At 53.6% G+C, this 22545-nt stretch carries 22 protein-coding genes; 14 read left to right on the top strand and 8 right to left on the bottom strand.

Annotation, left to right across the window (positions count from 1 at the left end; all coding sequences use genetic code 11):
• Nucleotides 1–956 precede the first annotated feature (956 nt).
• Nucleotides 957–1685, bottom strand: a complete 729-nt coding sequence (locus AC01ZF_RS07810) for a helix-turn-helix domain-containing protein (RefSeq protein ID WP_424676954.1) — start codon at nucleotides 1683–1685, stop codon at nucleotides 957–959.
• Between the two features lie 227 nt (nucleotides 1686–1912).
• Here AC01ZF_RS07810 and AC01ZF_RS07805 point away from each other — a divergent pair, with 227 nt between their 5' ends.
• From AC01ZF_RS07805 to AC01ZF_RS07770, 8 genes are all read left to right on the top strand, one after another.
• The gene (locus AC01ZF_RS07805; protein WP_424676955.1) at nucleotides 1913–3946 is read left to right on the top strand and encodes a S9 family peptidase; all 2034 of its coding nucleotides are present in this window, start codon (nucleotides 1913–1915) and stop codon (nucleotides 3944–3946) included.
• Between the two features lie 291 nt (nucleotides 3947–4237).
• The gene (locus AC01ZF_RS07800) at nucleotides 4238–4792 is read left to right on the top strand and encodes a PadR family transcriptional regulator (RefSeq protein ID WP_424676956.1); all 555 of its coding nucleotides are present in this window, start codon (nucleotides 4238–4240) and stop codon (nucleotides 4790–4792) included.
• Nucleotides 4789–5586 carry a molybdate ABC transporter substrate-binding protein gene (modA, locus tag AC01ZF_RS07795; protein ID WP_428112017.1) on the top strand — a complete coding sequence of 266 codons (798 nt, stop codon included), beginning with the start codon at nucleotides 4789–4791 and terminating at the stop codon, nucleotides 5584–5586. Before AC01ZF_RS07800 ends, modA begins: the two co-directional genes overlap by 4 nt.
• A gap of 6 nt (nucleotides 5587–5592) precedes the next feature.
• Nucleotides 5593–6297 carry a molybdate ABC transporter permease subunit gene (gene modB, locus AC01ZF_RS07790; protein ID WP_424676958.1) on the top strand — a complete coding sequence of 235 codons (705 nt, stop codon included), beginning with the start codon at nucleotides 5593–5595 and terminating at the stop codon, nucleotides 6295–6297.
• Nucleotides 6275–7432, top strand: coding sequence for an ABC transporter ATP-binding protein (locus tag AC01ZF_RS07785; protein ID WP_424676959.1), 1158 nt, complete (start codon nucleotides 6275–6277; stop codon nucleotides 7430–7432). Before modB ends, AC01ZF_RS07785 begins: the two co-directional genes overlap by 23 nt.
• A gap of 8 nt (nucleotides 7433–7440) precedes the next feature.
• Nucleotides 7441–8070, top strand: coding sequence for a cyclase family protein (locus tag AC01ZF_RS07780; protein WP_424676960.1), 630 nt, complete (start codon nucleotides 7441–7443; stop codon nucleotides 8068–8070).
• A gap of 248 nt (nucleotides 8071–8318) precedes the next feature.
• Entirely contained in the window at nucleotides 8319–9428 is a 1110-nt protein-coding gene (locus tag AC01ZF_RS07775) for a GGDEF domain-containing protein (protein ID WP_424676961.1), read from the top strand.
• A gap of 74 nt (nucleotides 9429–9502) precedes the next feature.
• Nucleotides 9503–10147 carry a translin family protein gene (locus AC01ZF_RS07770; RefSeq protein ID WP_424676962.1) on the top strand — a complete coding sequence of 215 codons (645 nt, stop codon included), beginning with the start codon at nucleotides 9503–9505 and terminating at the stop codon, nucleotides 10145–10147.
• Between the two features lie 22 nt (nucleotides 10148–10169).
• Here AC01ZF_RS07770 and AC01ZF_RS07765 read toward each other — a convergent pair whose 3' ends face one another.
• From AC01ZF_RS07765 to AC01ZF_RS07735, 7 genes are all read right to left on the bottom strand, one after another.
• A complete protein-coding gene (locus AC01ZF_RS07765) occupies nucleotides 10170–11318 on the bottom strand; it encodes a histidine kinase dimerization/phosphoacceptor domain -containing protein (RefSeq protein WP_424676963.1) in 1149 nt (382 codons plus the stop codon).
• Nucleotides 11319–11394: 76 nt separating this feature from the next.
• Entirely contained in the window at nucleotides 11395–11700 is a 306-nt protein-coding gene (locus AC01ZF_RS07760) for a circadian clock KaiB family protein (protein WP_424676964.1), read from the bottom strand.
• A gap of 4 nt (nucleotides 11701–11704) precedes the next feature.
• On the bottom strand, nucleotides 11705–12007 hold the full coding sequence (locus AC01ZF_RS07755) for a circadian clock KaiB family protein (RefSeq protein WP_424676965.1): 303 nt from the start codon (nucleotides 12005–12007) through the stop codon (nucleotides 11705–11707).
• A complete protein-coding gene (kaiC, locus tag AC01ZF_RS07750) occupies nucleotides 12000–13697 on the bottom strand; it encodes a circadian clock protein KaiC (RefSeq protein WP_424676966.1) in 1698 nt (565 codons plus the stop codon). The genes AC01ZF_RS07755 and kaiC overlap by 8 nt, the downstream gene beginning before the upstream one ends.
• 71 nt (nucleotides 13698–13768) lie before the next feature.
• On the bottom strand, nucleotides 13769–15058 hold the full coding sequence (locus tag AC01ZF_RS07745; protein ID WP_424676967.1) for a response regulator: 1290 nt from the start codon (nucleotides 15056–15058) through the stop codon (nucleotides 13769–13771).
• A gap of 58 nt (nucleotides 15059–15116) precedes the next feature.
• Nucleotides 15117–15851 (bottom strand): prolipoprotein diacylglyceryl transferase, encoded by a 735-nt coding sequence (locus AC01ZF_RS07740; RefSeq protein WP_424676968.1) that lies wholly within the window; start codon nucleotides 15849–15851, stop codon nucleotides 15117–15119.
• 10 nt (nucleotides 15852–15861) lie between these two features.
• On the bottom strand, nucleotides 15862–16401 hold the full coding sequence (locus tag AC01ZF_RS07735) for a peroxiredoxin family protein (RefSeq protein ID WP_424676969.1): 540 nt from the start codon (nucleotides 16399–16401) through the stop codon (nucleotides 15862–15864).
• Between the two features lie 356 nt (nucleotides 16402–16757).
• On the opposite strand from AC01ZF_RS07735, the gene AC01ZF_RS07730 reads away from it, so the two are divergent.
• The 6 genes from AC01ZF_RS07730 (at nucleotide 16758) to AC01ZF_RS07705 (ending at nucleotide 22544) form a co-directional block, all read left to right on the top strand.
• Nucleotides 16758–17771, top strand: coding sequence for a DNA-directed RNA polymerase subunit alpha (locus AC01ZF_RS07730; RefSeq protein ID WP_428112004.1), 1014 nt, complete (start codon nucleotides 16758–16760; stop codon nucleotides 17769–17771).
• Nucleotides 17772–17794: 23 nt separating this feature from the next.
• Complete coding sequence (gene rho / locus AC01ZF_RS07725; RefSeq protein WP_424676971.1) at nucleotides 17795–19048, top strand: transcription termination factor Rho; 1254 nt, start codon at nucleotides 17795–17797, stop codon at nucleotides 19046–19048.
• 33 nt (nucleotides 19049–19081) lie between these two features.
• Nucleotides 19082–19693 carry a molybdenum cofactor guanylyltransferase gene (locus AC01ZF_RS07720; RefSeq protein ID WP_424676972.1) on the top strand — a complete coding sequence of 204 codons (612 nt, stop codon included), beginning with the start codon at nucleotides 19082–19084 and terminating at the stop codon, nucleotides 19691–19693.
• Nucleotides 19694–19798: 105 nt separating this feature from the next.
• The gene (locus AC01ZF_RS07715; protein ID WP_424676973.1) at nucleotides 19799–21112 is read left to right on the top strand and encodes a WD40 repeat domain-containing protein; all 1314 of its coding nucleotides are present in this window, start codon (nucleotides 19799–19801) and stop codon (nucleotides 21110–21112) included.
• Nucleotides 21112–21954, top strand: a complete 843-nt coding sequence (locus tag AC01ZF_RS07710) for a class I SAM-dependent methyltransferase (protein ID WP_424676974.1) — start codon at nucleotides 21112–21114, stop codon at nucleotides 21952–21954. The genes AC01ZF_RS07715 and AC01ZF_RS07710 overlap by 1 nt, the downstream gene beginning before the upstream one ends.
• Before the next feature lie 47 nt (nucleotides 21955–22001).
• Nucleotides 22002–22544 carry an acyl-CoA thioesterase gene (locus tag AC01ZF_RS07705; RefSeq protein WP_012616623.1) on the top strand — a complete coding sequence of 181 codons (543 nt, stop codon included), beginning with the start codon at nucleotides 22002–22004 and terminating at the stop codon, nucleotides 22542–22544.
• Nucleotide 22545: the final 1 nt, after the last annotated feature.

Raw genomic sequence — 22545 nt, 5'->3', positions numbered from 1 at the left:
CTTGTTTCCCTCATTTTCAAGTATTCGACGGAGCCCCGTGGTAGTTTGAAAGTCTGCTGTCCGCTCTTTACTGACAAAAATTGTGTGCAAAACGTTCAAATTCCCGTAGATGTTTGTGGGTCATCTGTCTTCTCGGATACAAACACGAGCAGAGAATAGCCCAGCCCATAGATTTTCTGTCGAGCAGATTTGAAAGGACACGATGATTGCGGTTGCCTTATACTTGTTACCTTCACGTCAACTTCAAGCTCAGGAAAGTCTATCCCACTTGCAGAACTTCCTTCCTCAAAGTCGTACTTTTCGCGAAGGTAAGACCTGAACTTGTGCTCGAAGTACGTCCCAACTGCTTTCCCATCAGTAACGCCGTACAAGGCCAGTTCTCGATGCCCTGACTCGATTTCGGCGAATGTGTGTGCTTCTGTCTTCAGCAGTTCCAGTGTCAACTTTTGTTTCATTGCTTAGCCTTACGATGTACCGACAAACGGTCTCGAGTCTAGCCGCTGCGACCAAGGCGAGCAAAGCGAGCCGATGAAACGATCGGCAAGAGCGGATGTTAGCCGGTTCCCTGGTGATCAAGTAAGGAGACAAATCACGCTTGCGCCGCAGGCGACTGAAGAGAATTCTATCAGCTCCAAAGAACGGATTGAGGCGAACCAGAAGAACGTGCGTTTTACCGGTAATCTTCTGATTCGCCTGCGCCGCCACAGCTAGGGCAAGTGTGTTTGGTAAACCCGTCACAACATTCACATTTGAATATGGATGCGACTACGAGGGCTATTGTCATATAGCCGGTGCTGTAGCACTGTTGGTATCTAACAGTGCTTTCTCCTTGACTCGGATGTTTTTAGCCTTCGTTATCCATCCGACGAGGGTTTTCTGAAGGTCACAATATAGCACTCCGTTCTACTCTGTTTTACTCCAAACAATGAAGTTATGCATCCGGGTTCAACGTAACATTACATCCCTTCGGCCAACAGGGAAGCGATGTAGGTCAGGGTTGCGCGACGACCTTGGGGGTGGAGGCGCCGCCACAGGTTGAGCAAACGCTGTTCGTTATAGGCGTTGATGGTAGCCTCATCGATGACGGTATCGCTCTTGGGAGTGGGCGTTGCACCATCAACGGTGGTCGCAGTCGGCGTAGAAGCAGGTTCCGGTTTTGGCTCCGGCATTGGTTCAACCGGCACCGTACGTTCATGACGTGGCGCACTTGGCAATTCGACACCGCGCCGGCGCAGTTCGGAGGCGATGATCAGGCGGGCAACCGTCAGCGAATCGGCGTCAAGCACCTCGGCCAAGCGGATGGCGTTATCGGGGTCGGGCGTCGTTTGGCCGTTGAGGTAATTTTTCATCGCGCTATCACTGATTTTGGTAGCGGTACAAAGGCTGGCGCGGGTAAAACGCCCTTGCATGTGTGCTTTCAACCATTCACTAAACAGTTGATCGTCGTAAGGGATGAGTTCGGCCCGTTCACGTACCTCGTTAGCCGGTATGTTCAATATTTCTGCCATTTGCTCAACCGTCTTGCTACGCATCCGGGAACGTGATCCTGCTTCAAAAAGATACGAACGCAGGGTTGCGACGCTCAAACCGAGGACTGCCGCGAAATCGGCCAATGACATGCGCCGCTGCATGGCAGCGTGGAAGAGGAGCACCGAGAGCGGCAATTTTTCATCAGACGTGCTCACTGGAGACAATCCTTTCGTATCAGTAAGGCGATATGATAACAGATAAAGTATGAAAACCTCTTTAATCACTCTTGCTATTTTGGAATTATAATTGTGAGGCGCTATAATGTCAAGGTTTATGCTGCAATCATGCGACGCTTTCTAGCAAAAATATCAAGTGACGAAGGGCAAGATGTGTGTTACAATAGCAATGCACTAACACCAGTTTCACAATTGCAGGATCACTCATGACGAATCAAACCCCTAGTCACTTTACGATTGATGATCTCTATGAGCTGGGCTGGCTGGAAGATCCGCGTCTTAGCCCCGATAGCCAGACAGTAGCAGTTGTGTGGGTAACGGTTGATCGGGTCAACAATGGGTATCGGCGGCAAATTGTGTTGGTACCAACAGATGGTAAGCCACTGCGACGGTTTACACGGGGAAAACATGATCGCCAGCCGCGCTGGAGCCCAGATGGGAAGTGGTTGGCGTTTGTGTCACATCGCGACGATGAACACGGCCAAATCTATCTGATCCCGGTTGATGGTGGTGAGGCGCGGCAATTAACGGCAATGCCTAACGGTGCGAGCGATCCGGCGTGGAGTCCTGATGGTCGGTGGATTGCGTTTTTATCACCGGTGAGTGTTGAAGAACAGGCTCGTGAGGATGCCGGTGAGATGCCGTCACCGCCGGCGGATGCGTGGGAAGCCCGTCGTGCTCGTGAGCAACGTCAGCACGATGAGGAGCTTCGGATTGATCCGCGGGTGGTGACAAGATTGCCGTATCGGAGTGGGACCAGCTATTTCGATGATCGGTGGCGGCAGGTGTATGTTGTAGAGGTAGGTGATGAAGATCGCACCGCCACACCTCGCCGGCTCACTTCGGGTGAGATTCACTACAGTACACCGGTTTGGCTTCCCAACGGTGAAGCACTCCTTAGTACGGCGACGCGCGATCCTGAAGCCGATTCGCTGTTCGCATATTACGATGTTGTGCGTATTCCGCTTGATGGATTGCCCCATGCATTGACGAGTCCGGGCTTCTCGTACTTTGATCCGCAGCCTTCTCCTGATGGGAGCCAGATTGCGTTCTTACGCCTCAATGAAGAGCGATTGCTTGGTGAAGGTCGGCGGGTCGCGATCATTCCGGCGGAAGGCGGTGAACCGCACGATCTTACGGCCCATACCGATCTGAACGTTGAGCTATTCCGCTGGCAACCCGATGGGCAAGGGATTCTGTTTAGTGCCGGATGGCGCGGCGATGCTCACGTCTATCAGATTGGTCTCCCAGGAACACCGACCTATCGTAATGGACTGACGCTGGTCGGTGGGGCGCGGTTGGTCAGTGAGTTTGATGTAGGGCGTGATGGGAGTATCGTCTTTATTGCCGGGAGTGCTGATAATCCGTGTGATCTCTTTTTCCGTAGCGCTGATGGAAACGAGCGGCGATTGACGGCGATCAATGATCGGTTGCTTCAGCAACGGATTATTGTACCGATTGAAGAAATGACGTATCTTGCCCCTGATGGCAGTGAGGTACAGGGATGGACGCTGCATCCACCGGATTTCGATCCGATGCAGCGTTACCCGCTTGCGGTGTACATCCATGGTGGGCCGCACGTGATGTGGGGGCCGGGTTTTCGCTCGATGTGGCACGAGTGGCAAGTTGCAGCGGCGCGTGGATATGTGGTCTTCTTCTGTAATCCGCGCGGTAGTGAGGGATATGGCGAGCTGTGGCGCGATGCGATTCGGCGTAATTGGGGCGAAGCGGATGCGCCCGATATTCTGGCCGGAATCGATGCGCTGGTGGCACGAGGGTATATCGATCCCAACCGAATTGCCGTTACCGGCGGTTCGTATGGTGGTTATATGACTGCATGGCTCATCGGGCACGATGACCGGTTTGTCTGCGCTGTTGCTGCTCGTGGCGTATATAATCTGCTGACGTTACAGAGTACGAGTGACGCTCACGAGTTGATCGAAATCGAGTTTGGTGGTTATCCATGGGAGTTGTACGAGGAGTTGTGGGATCATTCACCATTAGCACACGCGCACAAGATTAAAACGCCGTTGCTGCTCTTGCATAGTGAGCTTGATTACCGGGTGCCGATTAGTGAAGCGGAGCAGCTCTTTGCCATCCTCCGTCGCCAAAAGAAGGTCGTGGAGTTGGTACGGTATCCGCGCGAAGGTCATGAGCTGACGCGCAGCGGTGAACCACGTCACCGTGCCGATCATATGCGACGGACGCTTGAGTGGTTTGATCGGTATTGTCAGGTGTAGTTACCCTGAACGATGTGAGATGCGCAAAGGGACAGCGACGTGCTTTGTGTCGGTGCCCCCGTCTCCTCAGTAGCCTGATCCGCGCCGGTGTGCCGGTAGGGGGTGTGGCAAGACCCTTCCACACAGGTTGCTTGCAATGCGTCAACCGAGTCGCCCGATAAGCGTTTGAGGTGGCTTTTATTGAATTGACAGGGTATCGTTATTGTGTTAGGATACTCACATCGTGAATATTCACATAGTATGCTTTGTGCTTGAGCCGTTGTGTGTCTCGGTAAGTCCATTCGTTACCTTATGTCTGCTTCAAAACCAACGTTTACCATTGACTTGGCACTCTTGGGTCTGTTTCGTCAAGGGTCATTACACCCCTACGAACTTTTTCAGCAGTTGCAGCAGCCTGACAGCCTTGGGAGTGTTTGGCGCCTGAAGCAGAGTCACCTTTACGCTCTGCTCGACCGGCTCGAAGCGAGGGGGTATCTTACCCATCGTCTCGAACTCCAGGGTCATCGCCCGCCGCGAAAAGTCCTCTCGCTAACTCCTGCCGGTGAAGCAGCGTTTGCTGAATGGGTAGTGACGCCGGTGTCACACGGGCGTGACATTCGGCTGGAGTTTCTGACCAAACTCTATTTCGCGCGCCGTGAGGGTTTGGCTGTGGCCGATCAATTACTCGAACGGCAAATCGTGTGTTGTCGGCGTTGGCTTAATGATCATACTCACCGATTAGAAGCCCTACCTGAGCAATCATTTGAACGACTGGTGCAGGAGTATCGTATCGGTCAAATCCGAGCGACGCTTGTATGGTTAGAGGAATGTCGTGAGACACTTGCCGTAGTTGGAGGTGATCGATGATTCGACGAATGCTGCTCATCGTGCTATTGGCGTTAACGGCTTGTAGCACATCGCAAGCGACCGGATCTACTCCCACCGAAGCGGTGGAGCTAACGGTGGCTGCTGCCGCCGATCTTACCCCGGCTTTCAAAGAGATCGGTCCGTTGTTTACCGAGCGCACCGGCATAAAAGTTATCTTTAACTTTGGCTCAACCGGACAGTTGGCGCAGCAAATTGAACGTGGAGCGCCGTTCGATGTCTTTTTCGCAGCGAATAAATCGTTTATCGAAGACCTGGCAGCGAAAGGAGCTATCGAGCCTGATACAACAACCGTGTATGCGCAAGGGCGGATCACTATTTGGACGCGCGCCGATCAACCGTTGCGGCCACAGCAGCTTAGCGATTTGCTTGACCCGGCGTATAAACGAATTGCGATTGCCAATCCTGAACATGCGCCGTATGGTCAAGCGGCACGTGAGGCACTGGAGCGAGTCGGTGTATGGGATCAACTGAAGGATCGGCTGGTATTCGGTGAAAATATTGCGCAAACCTTGACCATTGCTGATACCGGTAATGTTGAGGTAGCGATTGTTGCCCTTTCGCTAAGTGTACAGAGTTCTGGGAGGTGGGTGCTGATTCCGGCTGAACTACACCCTGATAATCCGTTGATCCAGATGGCAGCGGTGGTAAAGGGCACGAAACACGTAGATGTAGCCCGCCAATTTATGGAGTTTGTAAATAGTTCAGACGGACACGAGATTATGAAAAAGTACGGGTTTGTTTTGCCCGGTGAGATCGTGGAACTTACGAAGTGAGAGACCATGAACTGGCCGGCCTTTTGGTTGTCGTTGCAAGTTACGGCAATTGCAACCTTCTTTATCTGGTTGATCGGCTTGCCGATTGCACTGCTCTTGGCACGTACCAAATTTGTGGGGCAAACGATTTTGGAGACGTTGTTGTTACTACCGTTGGTTCTACCGCCAAGTGTGGTTGGCTATTATTTGTTACTCGTGTTAGGTAGGGGTAGCCCAATTGTAGAATGGTTTCAGATCCGACTTCTTTTTACATGGCCGGCAGCCGTTATTGCGTCGGTCGTCGTCGGCTTACCGCTGATGATCCAGAGTAGTCGAGCAGCGCTGGCAAGTATCGATCCACGCCTCGAACAGGCGGCACGAACCTTGGGCGCGAGTGAGTGGCGTATTCTGTGGCGCATTACCTTGCCATTGGCCCGGCGTGGGATTGTAGCCGGTGTTGTGTTAGGTGGAGCGCGGGCTTTAGGTGAATTTGGGGCAACCCTCATGGTGACGGGGAATATTCCCGGTCGAACTCAGACATTACCGATAGCGATCTACGATGCCGTGCAGGCCCAGCGCTATCAAGATGCGCATCTGATGGTGTTGGTCATGACGGTCATTGCATTTCTCGGTTTGTGGTTGGTGCGTTGGTTGGAAGACAACTCGGCACGACCGGCGACCGGTGTTGCTACAGTACAGGAGGAGATGGATGCAACCGCAATTGCACGTTGACATCCGGCGTCAACTAGAACATCTGAACCTGGATATGCAATTGCAGGTTGGGGCTGAGATTTTGGTGTTGTTTGGGCCTTCCGGGGCCGGTAAGACACAGACACTCCAGGCGATTGCTGGCCTGATAACACCCGATGAAGGGTTGATCAAACTCAACGAGACAATCCTGTTTCGTCGTCGGCCCGGTGAGCGGATGATTAACATCCCACCACGTCACCGACGGATTGGTTATGTCTTTCAGCAGTACGCTCTCTTCCCCCATATGACGGCATTGGAAAATGTGGCATTTCCGCTTGGTCGTAGCTCCTCTGCCCGTCAGCATGCACGCGCGCTGCTTGAAAAGATGCATTTGGCGCATGTCGCTCATCGTAAGCCGCACGAACTGTCGGGGGGGCAACAACAGCGGGTGGCAATTGCCCGCGCATTGGCGACCAACTCACCGGTGATCCTGTTCGATGAGTCGTTTTCGGCGCTCGACCAGCCGGTGCGTGATCGGTTACACGCCGATTTGCGCGCCTTGCAAGCCGAACGTGGTTTGATCGTGATCTACGTTACCCATAATCTCAACGATGCCTTTGCTGTCGGTCATCGTGTGGCGATTGTCACCGAGGGGCATGTCGAGCAGGTGGGGCCATTGACAGAGGTGTATCGCTATCCGGCAAGTGTACAGGTGGCACGGATTCTAGGCATCAGGAACCTGATTCATGCACAGGTGATTGGGAAAGAGTTGGATCGGGTCTGGCTCGATTGGCAGGGATGGCGCGTCGAAGCAAGTGGTCCGGCACAACGGGTCGCAGTCGATCAGATGGTGTACGCCTTTATCAATCCTGTCGAGATACGGTTGGTTTATCCTGATCGACCGTTACATCGCTTTACCGGTTGCAATCTGTTGCCGGCGCGCATTGTCGGCCAGCGTGCCGATCAGTATTTGCATAACCTGATCGTTGCGGTCGGGTCATCTACGCTTGAGGTGGCTCATCCATACACGGCATATGCCGGTCTTGATGCGAATGTCGGGAGTGAAGTACAGATTAGTTTTCGTCCCGAAAGTGTTGTCATCATTCCAGAGCGTCGTGCGGTTCAGCCATCCGCGTCTGAGACGGTCGGATCGGCGACTGTTGCTCACCGGTTATGATTTACGATTTGAGTCGTCCAATTCGCTCCGGTATGCCGGTTTATCCAGGTGATCCGCCGGTGCAGGTAAAGCACCTGTCGTTCCCACCATGGCAGATCAGTGAGTTGCACATGGGGAGTCATAGTGGAACCCACCTTGATGCGCCACGTCATCGGTTTGCCACCGGTGTGGGGATCGATGACATCACACCGGATCGGTTGATCGGCCCGGGGATCGTGATCGATGCCCGTGGGTATCCAGCTTATGCTGAGCTAGGGCTATCAGTGCTGGCGGGGTATGAGCTACGACCTGGCATGGCAGTGCTTTTTCGTACCGGCTGGGAGGTGTATTGGGGGAGTGACGATTATGCCCATCACCCCTATATTGGTGCTGCACTTGCCGAAGCGCTGGCCCAACAGGGGGTACGGCTTGTCGGGATTGATGCGTTCAGCGTCGATTCAACGATTGCCGGCGGTGACGCGGCCCATACGGTGTTGTTGGGCAACAATATTCTGATCGTTGAAAATCTTTGTCATCTCGCCAACCTGGAACGCGGAGTTGTATATACAGTTGCGTGCTTTCCCCTCTTGATCGTCGGTGGTGATGGTGCGCCAGCTCGGGTGCTAGCCTGGCGCGCTAACGATATTGATCCATCTTAAATAATCTGTTTGATGCGTATGTATGATACGCGGGTGAAAGCCACGGCTGATTGAATACTTAAAAACTTGTTTACGGCGCGTTCTTCTCAACCGACTATCTCAACAGGTTTCTCACCCTCAGGTTATCCTCCAGACGAGTTTTCCAACCACAATCCACCTGCCGATTGACTGTTCACTATGTTATGATGACCCTGTAATTGGGCTAGCGCTAGCATTCTGCTACGCCCAACACATTCTTTGCGCGATATATGCAAACGGTGATTGAAGAAGAACGCCAACGTTTTGACCGCCAACGTCGCCACACCTATCTGATTGCCGGGCTGCTCGGTAGTTTGATGGTCGCAATCGATATTGTCAAGCTGATCAACGATCCCGTCCTACCGTTGGCAGAAACCATCATCTATGTGACAAATGATGTTTTGCTGATTATTATTTCGCTAAGTGTGTGTTGGATGGTGATCACACGACAAGGATCGCTAGCCGCCATCGAGCGTTTCATGTTTATCGTTTTCGCCGCCGAAGCACTGCTCTTTAACGGAATTATACCGCCGCTCCTCGGTCAAACGTTGCCACTGCTTTGGGAGCAGACGGTGAATGATGATATTTGGTTTCTCTTAATGATCTGCACACTTGGGTTTCACTTTTTCCAACATCGTACCAGTGTCATTCTTGTCAGTAGTTTGTACGGCCTTGCACTTGCCATCGTTGGCGGGCAAATACTCGTTGCCGTCCTGCAAGGGAGCGACGTGACGATGGGGTTGCACGCACTACAAGTGTACGGCATGGGTGGCATCTTCTTGTGTTTCATCTACATTGTCAGTCGCTACCGATCAATCTCGCAGCGCTTGCAGATCGAGTATCAACTGATGCAGGAATGGGCCTTTGTCGATATGCTCACCGGGCTGTTTAATCGCCGTCACTGTGAACAACTGTTACAGTCCAACATTGAGCATAGCCGGCGTTATCACCAACCTTTGACGATCTGTTTGTGGGATATTGACCATTTCAAACAGGTCAACGATACATACGGTCACGGGGTAGGTGATCAGGTTTTGCGCCAAATTGCCTGTCTTGCTCAATCGTCTATTCGCTCGACCGATCTGGTTGGGCGTTGGGGGGGCGAAGAGTTTTGTTTAATCTTGCCAAATACACGTCTATCTGAAGCCGAAGTATTGGTTGATCGCTTACGTCATCTGATCAAGACGCAGGTGTGCATTGGGGAACAACCGGTAACGGCTAGTTTTGGTCTCGTCGAATACGATACAACCGATAATCTCACTAGCTTGATAAGACGGGCTGACGAAGCATTGTATGCAGCTAAGGCAGCCGGGCGGGATCGGGTTGTTGTGATGGTGTAGGATGCACAGTTACGCTCCTTGGTAATAAAAAACCGTTATAATACGCACTGTCCAAACCACGCACGAGGTTGTGTATGAGTATTGAGCAGATTGTTGCCGGCTGTGTCGTACAAATCGAGAGTATCCACACGGCACGTGAACGTACAATTGCCGCGACGCGTGTCTTAGTTCGACAGAGTGCCAATAGTATTCGTGCCGCCCACCGTGGGGATTTTGTGACGGCACGTCATCTATTGGCATTGGCGGCCGAAGTAGTAGCGGAAATCAACGACGCCACGGCCGGTGCTCCTGAGGTACGCTACGCCGGTTATACGCAAGATGCGCTGAAGGAGTATGCCGAAGCGCATTTGGTAATCGCCTTCTTGGCCGGCGAAGAGCCACCAACCGGTGAGATGATCGGCGTAGAACCGGCGGCCTATCTCAACGGTTTGGCTGAAGCAGCAAGTGAGCTTCGTCGGGCGATTCTCGATGGGCTGCGTCATGGCGAGATCGAGCGCAGCGAAGGCTTGCTCACCATTATGGACGATGTGTATAGTTCACTCCTAACGGTGGATTACCCTGAAGCGATTACCGGTGGTCTCCGTCGTTCAACCGATGCACTACGAACTGTGCTCGAACGAACACGTGGTGATGTCACGGCGGCGATTCGGCAAGAACAGTTAACTGCTGCTATGAGGGCATTGGAAGCGCGATTGAACGATAAGCTCGGTGCAGCGTAGGGTCGGTGCATTGCCGTCGCCCCTACGCTTCCGGTTTGCTCATCGGTACCTTGATCACGACGGTTGTCCCCGGTCCTTCGCCAAAACTCAGCGTTGCTCCGATTTGGCGGCAGAGTCCATGAACCAACTGCATACCGAGGCTTCCACCACCGGCATTGATCTGTGGCGGCATCCCAATGCCGTTATCGGCGACTTCCACATGTAAGACGGCATTTTCTTGGCGCACACGGAGGCTGATCGTCCCTTGGGCAGTGCCGGTTGGGAAGGCGTGTTTGACACTATTTGAGACTAGTTCAGTTACGATCAACCCAAGCGCGATTGCCTGATCGATATTGATACTAATCCCGTTAATCACCTCGCTGACCAACCGGATCGGGCTACCGCGCATACTAAGCGAGCGCCAAACACTGGTGGCAATATTTTGCAAATATTCGCCGATATCGATGTGTGCCAGGCTTTCGGAGCGATACAACTGTTCGTGGACGAGCGCTAGTGCACGGATACGATTTTGACTATCGTGAACTGCGGCGCTTACCCGTTCATCGCTAATATTTTCGGCTTGCAACCGCAAGAGGCTCGAAACGATCTGTAAATTGTTTTTGACCCGATGATGGACTTCGCGCAGCAGCAGTTCTTTTTCGGCTAACGCAGCGCGCAGTTGGGCTGCGACTGCTTGCGGGCCGGAGAGATCGGTCACTACGGCACACATATGCGCTTCTGTCTCATCTTTGAGGGCACGCAACGAAATCTGGGCCGGTCGTTGTGAACCATCAACAGCTTGGAGGGTAATCGGCCCTTTACTCGAACCGGCAGCCCCCGCCGACAATAATTCAGCGCAGAGCAATTGGTCGGACGGGGCGACAAGGTCGAGCAGTGAGCGGCCGGTCAGTTGATCTTGGGGTAGACCGACCATTTCGGCAAATTTACTGTTACAGTAGAGAATGGCACCATCGGCGAGCAGCGTCAATGCGCCTTCGTTCATCGTTTCGACCAAGACCCGGTAGGGATGTTCAGCCCCGCGGAGGGTGTAGATGAGAGGGCCACGCGGCCCATCGATGACAATTGCGTCGGCTGCTCCCGTCTGCAAGGCGCGTACCAATTCTTCAAGCTCGGCCAAACGTGCCTGCATGCGCGCTATTTCGGCTGGGCTCAACGTTGCCTCGTCTCCCATACTGACTTCCCTATCTGCACAGTGTTATTATCACCAATCGGTAACCATCGTGGTCTCGGTGCGAGCCGGCACATCATTAATCTTCATCGGTCAGAATATTCAGTGCTGCTGCCACCCGTGGCCAATCTGACGAACGTAATTCACCGATAAACGCAGTTGGTGGGCCGGGTTCAACAATCAGGAGAGTTGGTGTCGCAATGATATGATCGTCGCGTGCCCGGTCTGGTTGTTGATAGACATCAATTACTTCCAGCCGATAACGACCGGGCAAGTATCGTTCGCACAACCGCCGCACGGTTGCGATTGCGCGCGTGGAACGGCTCGTCGCACCCGCAACGTACAGACGTAAGAGTGGTACAACCGGCTGATTGGTGATGTCCATCGGCTCAACTCCCTATATGTTGCCAGGGCGTCAGATCGAGACCAACCAGCACCCGTTCAGTATTCGACAGATCGCCGATAATTTTGCGCATCGGCGGTGGCAATTTGCGGACTAACGTAGGGATCGCGAGAATATTATCACCGATTGCCCGTTCGGGTTCGTGATGGAGATCGATGATGTGCATACGGTAGCGACCCGCCAGATACTGATCGCAGATGCGCCGTAAATTGGCGATGGCAAGCAAACTTTTTGGCGTTTGTCCGGCAATATATAGCCAGAGGTCGTACTCCGGTAATTCCTCATTCATTGCTGCTCTCGTTGCGCGCGTTGCGGTATCGAGTAGTCGCTAATTGGCTCTGTTCTTGGGCTTGCATACGAGCAGTCGCGATAGCCGTATCGCTCTTCATTTCCTCATCGAGGGCTGCAAGTTCGATGTGTAGTGCTTCGATCTGGAGGGCAAGGAGGCGGCGTTGCTGCTCGTACCGTTGTTGACGCCGCAGTGCTTCATGGTGGTAGAGTTCTTGTTCATAGCGGAGACGCGCTTGTTCGGCGATGCGTGCGGCGCCGACCAGTACAGTATCTCCAGAGGTAAGAATCTCAACGAGTTTGAGCCCCTGCCGATCCATCACCAACTCACGTATCTGATTGGAATGGCGCATGCCGCGCGATTTGAGCACGAGCAGACTGCAATTACGTTCGCCGTTAGCTTCGTGATGGCGTAAAACGATCCACGTATCAACGATTGACGAGATATTGACTTCGCTTTGGGTAGGATCGGCTCCAGTGGTAGTAAGGCTTGTGGCAAGTGTCGTAACTCCCAGCGATTTTAGCCCGTCGAACAGGCGGAGAAGCATCGCGGTAATGTCGACCGGCCGGCTAATCGTGTGAAAGCCCGTGATCGGGTCGATGACAACCACACGAGCACCAGATTGCTCGACGGTGGAAAGGATTGTGATCAAGTGCGTTTCAATACCGGTCAGGGTCGGGCGACTACTCACGATCTGAAGCAAACCTCGTTCATACCATTGTTGCAGATCAACGCCGATGGAGCGCATGTTCCGCATAATCTGCTCGGCCGATTCTTCAAACCCAAAGAGGATGGCCGGCTCACCTCGAGCACAGGCAGCGTTGAGAAACAGGGCGCCAAGACTGGTTTTTCCCGAACCGGTCGGACCACTGATCAAAATCGTTGATCCACGATAATAGCCACCACCCTCCAACAGACGGTCGAGATCGGGAAAGCCGCTCGAAATGTACTCGGTCGACGCAGGATAATCGAGGGTGCATGAGGTGATCGGCAGCATGGTGATGCCATGCGGCCCAATCGTGAAAGGGTATTCATTCACGCCGTGCGCTGAACCGCGATACTTCACGATACGTGCGTAGCGGGTAAGTATGTGTTCGGTGATGCGGTAATCGAGAAGAATGACACAATCGGCGACAAACTCCTCAATGCCGTATCGACTCGGGTTGGTATCGGTGCGTTCGGCAGTAATCAGCGCAGTTAAACCACGTTGACGTAACCAACGAAACAGACGTTGCAATTCACTCCGTAGCAATGATTCATTTCTGAAGGCGCTAAATAGAGCTTCGATCGTATCGAGGGCGATACGCTTTGCGCCAATGCGGTCGATCAACAGTCCAAGCCGAATAAATAACCCCTCGAGATCATATTCACCGACTTCAGCCCATTCACTCTGGTCGAGCGGAATTTGCTCGATCAGGAGTGTACCGCGTTGTTCTAAATCGGTGACATTGAAGCCGAAACTGGCAAAATTGGTGCGGAGATCGTTCGGGCTTTCTTCAAACGAAATAAACAAGCCGGGTTCGTTGTACTGAGCTGCACCGTGGACGAGCGTCTCAAATGCAAAGAGGGTTTTGCCACAGCCGGGACCTCCACAAATCAGGGTTGGTCGACCACGGGGTAACCCCCCGTCGGTGATCTCATCGAAACCACGAATTCCGGTTGGCGCTTTGAGTACATGTGCTACGGTCATAAGCAGTTCCACCAGTTCGTATTGTTATCATGCGCCAACGATACACAACTGACGATTCCCGGGTATTATCGTTACGACGACATCGATTGGGAGGCCGATTCGAGTCTATCGGCCAGGGCATCAAAGCCCAAACTCGCCACTTCGGCCAGTGCTACTGCCAACTGATAACCACTACCGTTGCTCGGATCGGGATGGTACAAACTGAGGAGACCTATCACCTCATTGTGTTGGTGAATGGGTAAACACATGCGTTCACCAAGCAGGCCCTTCGGCAAAAAATGACAAGCATGGGTATCGCCGGCCAAGCTCAACGACCAAAACCGTTCACCCCAGCAGGTACAGCGCGGTACAGGGTGATGGACGAGAGGTTCCCCCCAATGTCCAACCGCATCCACGAGATCGGCATTAGGGTTGTAGATCAAGAGTGTACCGCGATAATTGGGTAACAACTGCGTACCGGCGGTGATAATCGCAGCGTAGAGTTCCTGGCGTGAGCGTACTTCGCGTAGGGTATGGGCCAGTGTACCAAAGGTAATAATATTTTGTTCACGCTGCTCGAGGAGCGACTGGACGTGTTGCAAACGCCGTTTTGACTCGTGTAGTTGGTTAATGGCGCGTTGTCGCTCGCTAACATCACGAAAAATAATAACGACCCCTTCATTTGTCCCGTCATCACCGGTAATTGGCGCTACGGTGTGTTCGACCAGTAAGCGCTCGCCATTGCGCGTCAAAAGGGTGGCCGGCGCCGGTAGCCCATTGACTGTATCGGTGTGGACAGTGGCACTATCGGCAGGAAGACCGGTGTTGGTGGCAACTAACGTATAGACGCGCACCAATGGCCAGCCAATCGCCTCTTCGGGGGTAACACCCAGCAAACGAGCGGCCACCGGATTGATGAACGTAATCCGACTTTGCGGATCGGTCACGATGACGCCATCGCCGATACTGGTCAACGTCGTCCGCAGATGACGTTCGCTCGCTTGCAATCGTCGTTCGAGACGATGTTTGTAAGCTGCGACTGCGATAGCAACTTCCAGCTCCCGCTCGTCGAACGGTTTCAGCAAGTACGCCCACGGCTCGGCGAGCAGTGCTTCGCGTACCGTTTGGTCATCGGCGTGGGCTGTGAGGAAGATGACCGGCACCCCCCAGCGGTTATAGATCTGGCGGGCCGCTTCAATGCCATCCATTGGCCCACTGAGTCGGATATCCATCAACACCAGATCAGGTGGTTGACGGCTTACAGCAGCTAAAGCGGCCTCGCCATTCGTCACCACATCGGTAACCGAATGCCCGATTCGCCGTAGAGTGTGACTGAGATCTTGCGCAATGATCAATTCATCTTCGACGATCAATACCCGCATGTGTTTTCTCGTGATGAAGTAATAAATGTACCTTTCTTTCCCATGCTAGTATACCGCGTTACCGATGACTTTGATAAGAAAAGATATGTTGCCAAATGTAGGTGATAATTACTAGAATAGTTAATGCAACAACTTGTGAGAGACGAACATTTCCCGGTAGCAACCAACCGGTAGCGGCAAATCCCTCACCGATCAGGGTACCGGCGGCGAGGGTAGCACAGACGATCAGAAAGCGGGCACCGGCCGGTTGGCGCCGATGATAGCGTCGTCGCCAGATAATCAACGCGCCGAGGGCCGTTATCGCTGCGTAGAGTTGGGTCGGATGGCGGTATTCACCCCACAGATTGATCGCCCATGGCAGCGTTGTCGGGAGACCGTAACCATCACCACTGGCCCATTGGGCGAGGGCATAGGTAAACATCGCGATCGCAAGACCTGGGGCAAGTGCATCAAGGGTTGACCAGAACGGCCAATGTTGCCGCCAGAGGAGCCAGCCACCGACGACCAGCGCCGTGGCGACTCCGGTGGGGAGCGAGAATGCTTGGAGATCCCGTGACAGGAAGGCCCACGGATCGGCGAGATAGCTCGTCCACGAGCCGGCGGCATACCCAAGACGTGCGCCGACTACACCGGCGAGCAAAGAGATAAACATTATCTGTTCGAGTCGGTTGCCATCCAGTTCGTGCCCATGTGCGGCTCGCCCAACCGCCTGGATCATAAACCATCCACCGAGTACCATGATCAAACCAGGCGTATAAAGGGCAACAGGTCCAATTTGCAATACAGGCAACATAGCGGTTTCCCTATTCGGCGAGGAGTGGTTCGATCACGCTGCGTAAGTGTGCTTCACTCAACGGCCCACCAAAGAACACGTGACGAATAACGCCGGCTCGGTCAATAATAAACGTTGTTGGCAACATACGAATACCGTACCGTTCGGTGGTTGTACCGTCACGGTCGAAGACGATCGGAAAACTCAGCCCTAGCTCGCGTTGCATCGCCATAACCGCCGTTTCGCTATCTTGCATGGTCTGATTGACGGCGAGCACGATCAAGCCGCGATCCTGTTCTGCCTGATAGAGACGTTCAAGCGTTGGCATTTCCGCACGGCATGGCCCGCACCAACTGGCCCAGAAATTGACAACCACAACACGGCCTCGTAGTTCGGCCAAGACAATGGTTTGATCGTTAGCCTGTGGTAACGCAATAGTCGGGGCAATAAAACCGGGGCGAGGGCTGATGGTTGGTGGTTGGATATCCGGCGGGCGACTGATGATAATCCAACTGATACCGGCTATGATCAATGTGACGAGAAACCAATCACGCTTTGGGGGAGAGTGCATAACATTCTCTATTGTATTGGTACTGAGCACAATAGTATATCCCGCAACTTGACCCAAGATCTTGCTGCAAATCTCATAACATATGGTATCATATAATGAGTCTGTGACCGGCACAGTATGTAACTCTTGTCGGTATAATCAAGTCACGCACACGTGTAGGCGTACTGCTGCCACCAACTGCGTTGCAGCGCCGCCTAGCAGGCGCACTGTGAGCACAGCTTCCCGCTCTCGTCATGTTGGTTGAGTTTGGAGGTCGGATCTGTCATCGTCCGGCAAGGTGTACCGTTTTCTAGAGCCGCAAGCCGCGATGGCAGTGAGGGGCGCGATCAAGGTTGCGAAGGATTCTGGAATAAAGTATGGAAACGCTCGAACTATCGCTGATAACACCACGAGTTACCCTCCTTGCTGCGGCTGAAAATTATGGCCGTTTTGCCATTGCACCGCTCCAGCGTGGTCATGGCACCTCGTTGGGGAATGCGCTGCGCCGTGTGTTGCTCTCATCGATTCCCGGTGCAGCCGTGACCAGGATTAAAATTACCGGAGTTATTCATGAATTTACGGCAATCCCCGGCGTTGTTGAAGATGGCACGCAGTTGGTGCTAAATGTCAAAGGCATTCGCTTACGTTCGTACAGTGATCGGGCAGTTGCATTGCAACTGGTTAAGCAAGGTCCCGGTCCGGTTTTTGCCGGCGATATTGATGCTCCCAGTACGGTTGAGATTGTTAATCCGCAACATTACCTCTGTACTATCGATGACGAACACACGACACTCGAAATGCAACTGACCGTCGAACGCGGACGTGGGGTCCAGTTGGCCGATACGGTGAGCGGAATGCCAATCGGCGAGATCGCTGTTGATGCGCTCTTTAGCCCTATTCCGCGGGTGAACTTTTTGGTCGAGGAGATAGGTGGTGATCCACTCACCGGGTATGATCGCTTGATCATTGAGATTTGGACGGATGGAACGATTAAGCCCGGTGATGCGCTGAGCCATGCTGCCCAGATTCTGGCTCAATATTTTGGCCGGATCGTCAGTTTGAACCAGCCAGAAGAACCAGAACAGCAACCTACGCTACCACCACCGATCCCCGAGGAGATTGCCAACCGCACAATTGACGAGCTTGGCCTGAGTACGCGCACCTACAATAGTTTGCGCCGAGCAGATATTCAAACGATTGGCCAGTTGCTGCGTCTTGATGATCGTGGTTTGATGAGTATTCGTAATTTGGGGGCCAAGGGAATTGAAGAGATACACCAGCGTCTGGCAGCACTTGGGTATCGTTCTGGTGAAACGACGTCCGGCCATTTACCTGATACCACCAATCAGAATGTGCCGTCAACTCATGATTCCCACCCAGAGGAGAAGTGACATACGCAATGGATGACAAACTTATGACTTCAGGAATCGCCGAAACCGCCGAGAAGGTTCGTCGTCGGCGTCGCCGGGTGAATGGTGAGGCGAGCGAATCTACGACCAATGAAACAGTGGCGGTGACCACTCTAACCACAACCACAACGGTAGTTGAAGAACCGGTGACGATGCAAGGTTCTGGTATCCTCGAAATTGTTCCTGATGGTCACGGTTTTCTCCGCAATCCTCGCCTGACACCTAGCACCGATGATGTCTACGTGGCACAGTCGCAAATTCGTCGTTTTAACCTGCGTACCGGCGATATGATCGAAGGACGGGTGCGTCCGCCGAAAGAGGTCGAGCGCTACCCGTCGCTGCTTTATGTCGAGCGGGTGAATGGCTTACCGGCGGAAGCTGCACAAAAACGGCCACTCTTCGAGCATTTGACACCGATCCATCCCAATGTGCAAATTGTGCTCTCGACCGAGCCGAATATTTTGCCTACCCGGATTGTTGATGTCATCGCGCCGATTGGGCGTGGACAGCGCGGGTTGATTGTTGCACCTCCCAAGGCCGGGAAGACGATGCTGCTGAAGGCCATTGCCAACGGTATTACGACCAATGCACCCGATATTCAGTTGATCGTGCTGCTGATCGGTGAGCGACCCGAAGAAGTGACCGATATGCGGCGGTCGGTGCAGGGCGAAGTGGTGGCCGCTACCTTTGATGAACCGGTTGAGCAGCATATTAAGGTAGCTGAATTGGTACTGGAAAAGGCAAAACGACAAGTTGAGCACGGTCGTCACGTGGTGATCTTGATGGACTCACTGACCCGCTTGACCCGTGCCTACAATATCGCGATGCCGCCTAGTGGACGAACTCTTTCCGGTGGTGTCGATCCCGCCGCCCTCTATCCGCCAAAACGCTTCTTCGGCTCGGCACGCAATATTGAAGATGGTGGTTCCCTCACCATTATTGCGACCTGTCTGGTCGATACCGGTTCGCGGATGGATGATGTGATCTACGAAGAGTTCAAAGGCACCGGTAACATGGAACTGCATCTCGACCGTAAACTGGCCGAGAAGCGCATCTTCCCCGCCGTTGATATTCAGCGCTCGGGTACGCGCCGTGAGGATCTGTTGCTCGATCCGGTGACGCTGCGCCAGAGCTGGATGTTGCGACGGATGGTCAGCATGGTTGGTGAGAATGAAGGTGCTGAGCTGATGCTGACCCGAATGGCGAAGACGAAGAGCAACGCTGAGTTTTTGGCTTCGCTCGGTAAGGTAGGTTCGTGAACCGTTTGCCCTTAACGCAATGTCTTTCATATTATGATGAGCGGCATTATTATCGCTGGTGGCCGTAGTCGTCGCTTTGGTACCGATAAGCGGCGGTTACGGTTGTGGGGCGAACAGGGTCCATGCGTGCTTGAACGAGCTGTGGCACTTTTGCAACCTCTTTGTAGCGAGGTACTTGTTGTGCTGAATGATGCGCATGCATGGCCCGATCTGCCGGCGCGGTTAGTAGCCGATGAACAACCGGGTAGCGGTGCTTTGGGGGGGGTGATCAGCGGTCTCCAAGCGATGCAGACACCGACGGCGTTGGTCATCGCCGCCGATATGCCTGTCATTGTACCGACGTTGCTGGCTGCGTTGGCGCAGTGGCCGTTCGTTGGTGATGCCCTGATCCCCTCTTCCTATCCGCATCCCGGTCAACTACAACCGCTACTGGCTGTGTATCGGCATAGTGCGCTCGCCCCATTGCGTCGAGTGTTTGCCGCCGGTGAGCGGCGTTTACAAGTCGCCGTGACGGCATTGCATTGGGTCGATCCCGGCCCTGAGTTGTGGCAAATGTATGATCCTACGGGCCGTTCATTACTCAATCTCAATACGCCGGACGATTTGAAACTCGTGCAGGCATATCTTGGCACGACCAACATTTAAATGATTTGTTAACTACTAGTCATTGTGTACACAGGTCGTATTTATGTATCGGCTCTATACTACTCACCAAGTGAGTCGCTTTACCGATGACGACCGAGTGTACCAATGCAGCACCGTTCTCCCTTCAACGAACCCATTGAGTCGTCAGCTCCTGCGTCGTTAGGGTTGGAACATCTGCGACAACAATTGCTGATAGCATATGATGGCGCATGTGCAATTAGTGGTTGTCAAGTTGATGCTGTCTTGCGTCCAGTTTTGATCGATCCCAATGGGCCGGCTGAGCCGTATAATGCGTTGTTGTTGCGGGCCGATCTCCAGCAGCTTTTTCAATCCGGTCTTCTGACCATCGATGCCATGACCCTCGAAGTGCTTGTGGCGCCGGGATTGCAGAATAGTGAATACAGAGCACTGGCAGGTAAACGTCTCCGTCAGCCGAAACGGTTGCCCCTTCGACCAAGCCGACATATGTTGGCTGCTCATCATCGCCTTTTTCAACTTGAGCGACCGTCTCTTGACTCTTGTACGGCGCGACCGCCTTCTGTACAGCGATTATTGGCCGTGCAGAGTTGGGTGAAAACGCTGGCATTTAGTCCCGATCAGCAGACCTTAGCGACCGGTTCTCTGGATGGGAAACTACGGCTTTGGCGGTGGGCTGATGGTCAATTGCAGCGCGTGCTGAGCAGTAGGATTGATGAAATCAATGCAGTGGCTTTTAGTCCTGATGGTCAACGGATTGCGGCTGCGGGTCGTCAGGATGGAGTACAGGTCTGGCGAGTAGCCGATGGAGAACCGCTCCTGTATCTCGGTAACGACCAACACCACGGAGCACTTTTTAGTGTAGCTTTTCAGCCCAATGGTGATCTGATCGCGGCTACCGGCTGGGCACCGGTTATCTGGCTGTGGAATGCGACTGATGGCAGCGTAAGAGGGGGCTTATCCGGTCACGAAGGTTTCATCTATAGTTTGGCATTCCACCCGCGCGGCGACTTGCTCTTGTCGGGAGGACAAGATCGGGTCGTTCGACTCTGGAGTTCGCCCAATCGGTCATTGATTCGGGACATGCAAGGTCACGATGACGAAATTCTCAGCGTTGCATTTAGCGCTGATGGCGAGTTAGCCGCAAGTGCAAGTGCTGATGGGGTGATTATTATCTGGCAGGTCGCTGATTGGCAACCGGTGCAGATGTTGCCTTCCTATGCTGGAGCGTGTTCGAGTCTTGCGTTTAGTCCTGATAATCGGTATTTGGCGAGTGCTCATGATGGTCGGACTGTGCTCATGTGGCAGGTAAGTAATGGAGAGCTGCGTTGGGAACTGCGAGGTCATGGCGAACGTGTGACGTGTGTGGCATTTGCACCGTGCGGCAATGTTCTGGCGAGTGGGAGTTTTGATGCGGTAGTGCGAATCTGGGCGTATACGTAATGGTGAGCGATTACCATAATGCAGTACGCGCATTTTATCGTCAGACCGATTGGATGTTTCGTGTATTGGGGATGCTGCGCGGTTCGCAGGCAATGCACGCCGGGCTATGGCAACAGGCACGTAGCCACCGCGCAGCGTTGCAGGCCATTGATGAGACGTTGCTCGCTGCGGCTCAACTGCGACCAGGTGAATGCCTTCTTGATGCCGGATGTGGCGCCGGAGCAAGTGCTAACCGGATCGCCGAACACCACGATGGGCCGGTGATCGGCCTTACGATAGTTCCAGAACAGGCAAAACGCGCGCGACGTGGTGGGTGTGCCAAGTTTATCTGTGCCGATTACGCTGCTATACCACTCCCTTCTGCCTCGTGTGATGTGGTCTGGATGCTGGAAAGTATCTGTCATGCCCCCGATAAACCGGCCTTGTTGGCCGAAGTTGCTCGGGTGCTGCGCCCCGGTGGTCGTTTGGTAATCGCGGACCGGTTTGCCGCCCGGCCCGATCTGCCTCCGGTCGAACGTGCGGCGCTACGGGGTTGGTTACGGTCATGGGCAATGCCCGATCTCGTTACGGTTGATGAGCTGATGACTCTGGCCAACGTTGCCGGGCTGCGTGTGCAGCGCTGTGATGATTTGACCATCAGCGCCGGCCCCTCTCTTCGCTTCCTCGGCCATTTTGCCCGGTTAACGCTACCGGCAGCGCTGGTACTCCATATGCTTCGGTTGCAATCCGATCTCCAGATTGCGGCGATGCGCGGCTGTATCACCCAAACGCAAACCCTCAATGCCGGACTCTGGCGTTACTATCTGCTCCTATTCACGCGATCCGAAAGCCGTATCTCCTAAGAGTATACTTTATCAAGCAGCGGTGAACGATACTCGCGGAGTGGCTTATGGAAGCTAACGGCGGAACTCAACAAACCGAGCAGTTTCGTACTCTACAAATGACGGTCTTGATGACACCTGATATGGCGAACTTCGCCGGTAATGTTCACGGTGGCCATATTTTGAAACTGCTCGATCAAGTTGCTTATGCTTGTGCCTCGCGTTATTCGGGGCGTTATGTTGTCACCGTCTCGGTCGACCAAGTCATCTTCCGGGCCCGTATTCACGTGGGCGAATTGGTGACGTTTCTGGCATCGATCAACTATACCGGTACGACCTCGATGGAGGTTGGTATTCGAGTAGTGGCCGAAAATATTACGGCGCGCACGCAGCGGCATGTCATGACCTGCTATTTTACGATGGTTGCTGTGGATGAAGAGTTTCGTCCGTGCCCTGTACCACCGGTGCGGATCGAGACAGCCGAGCAGCGTCGGCGGTGGATGGCAGCGCGTTTGCGCCGCGAATTACGCCGTGAGATCGAGCAGCGGAGTCTTGAGATTCGTCAGCATCCCGAAGATTTTTTGAACGAGCTGGATAGTGAGCCGCATTAGC

This window comes from Chloroflexus sp. (assembly GCF_056331925.1).
The sequence above is the reverse complement of the archived record's forward strand: the minus strand, read 5'-3'. Positions and strand labels throughout refer to the sequence as shown.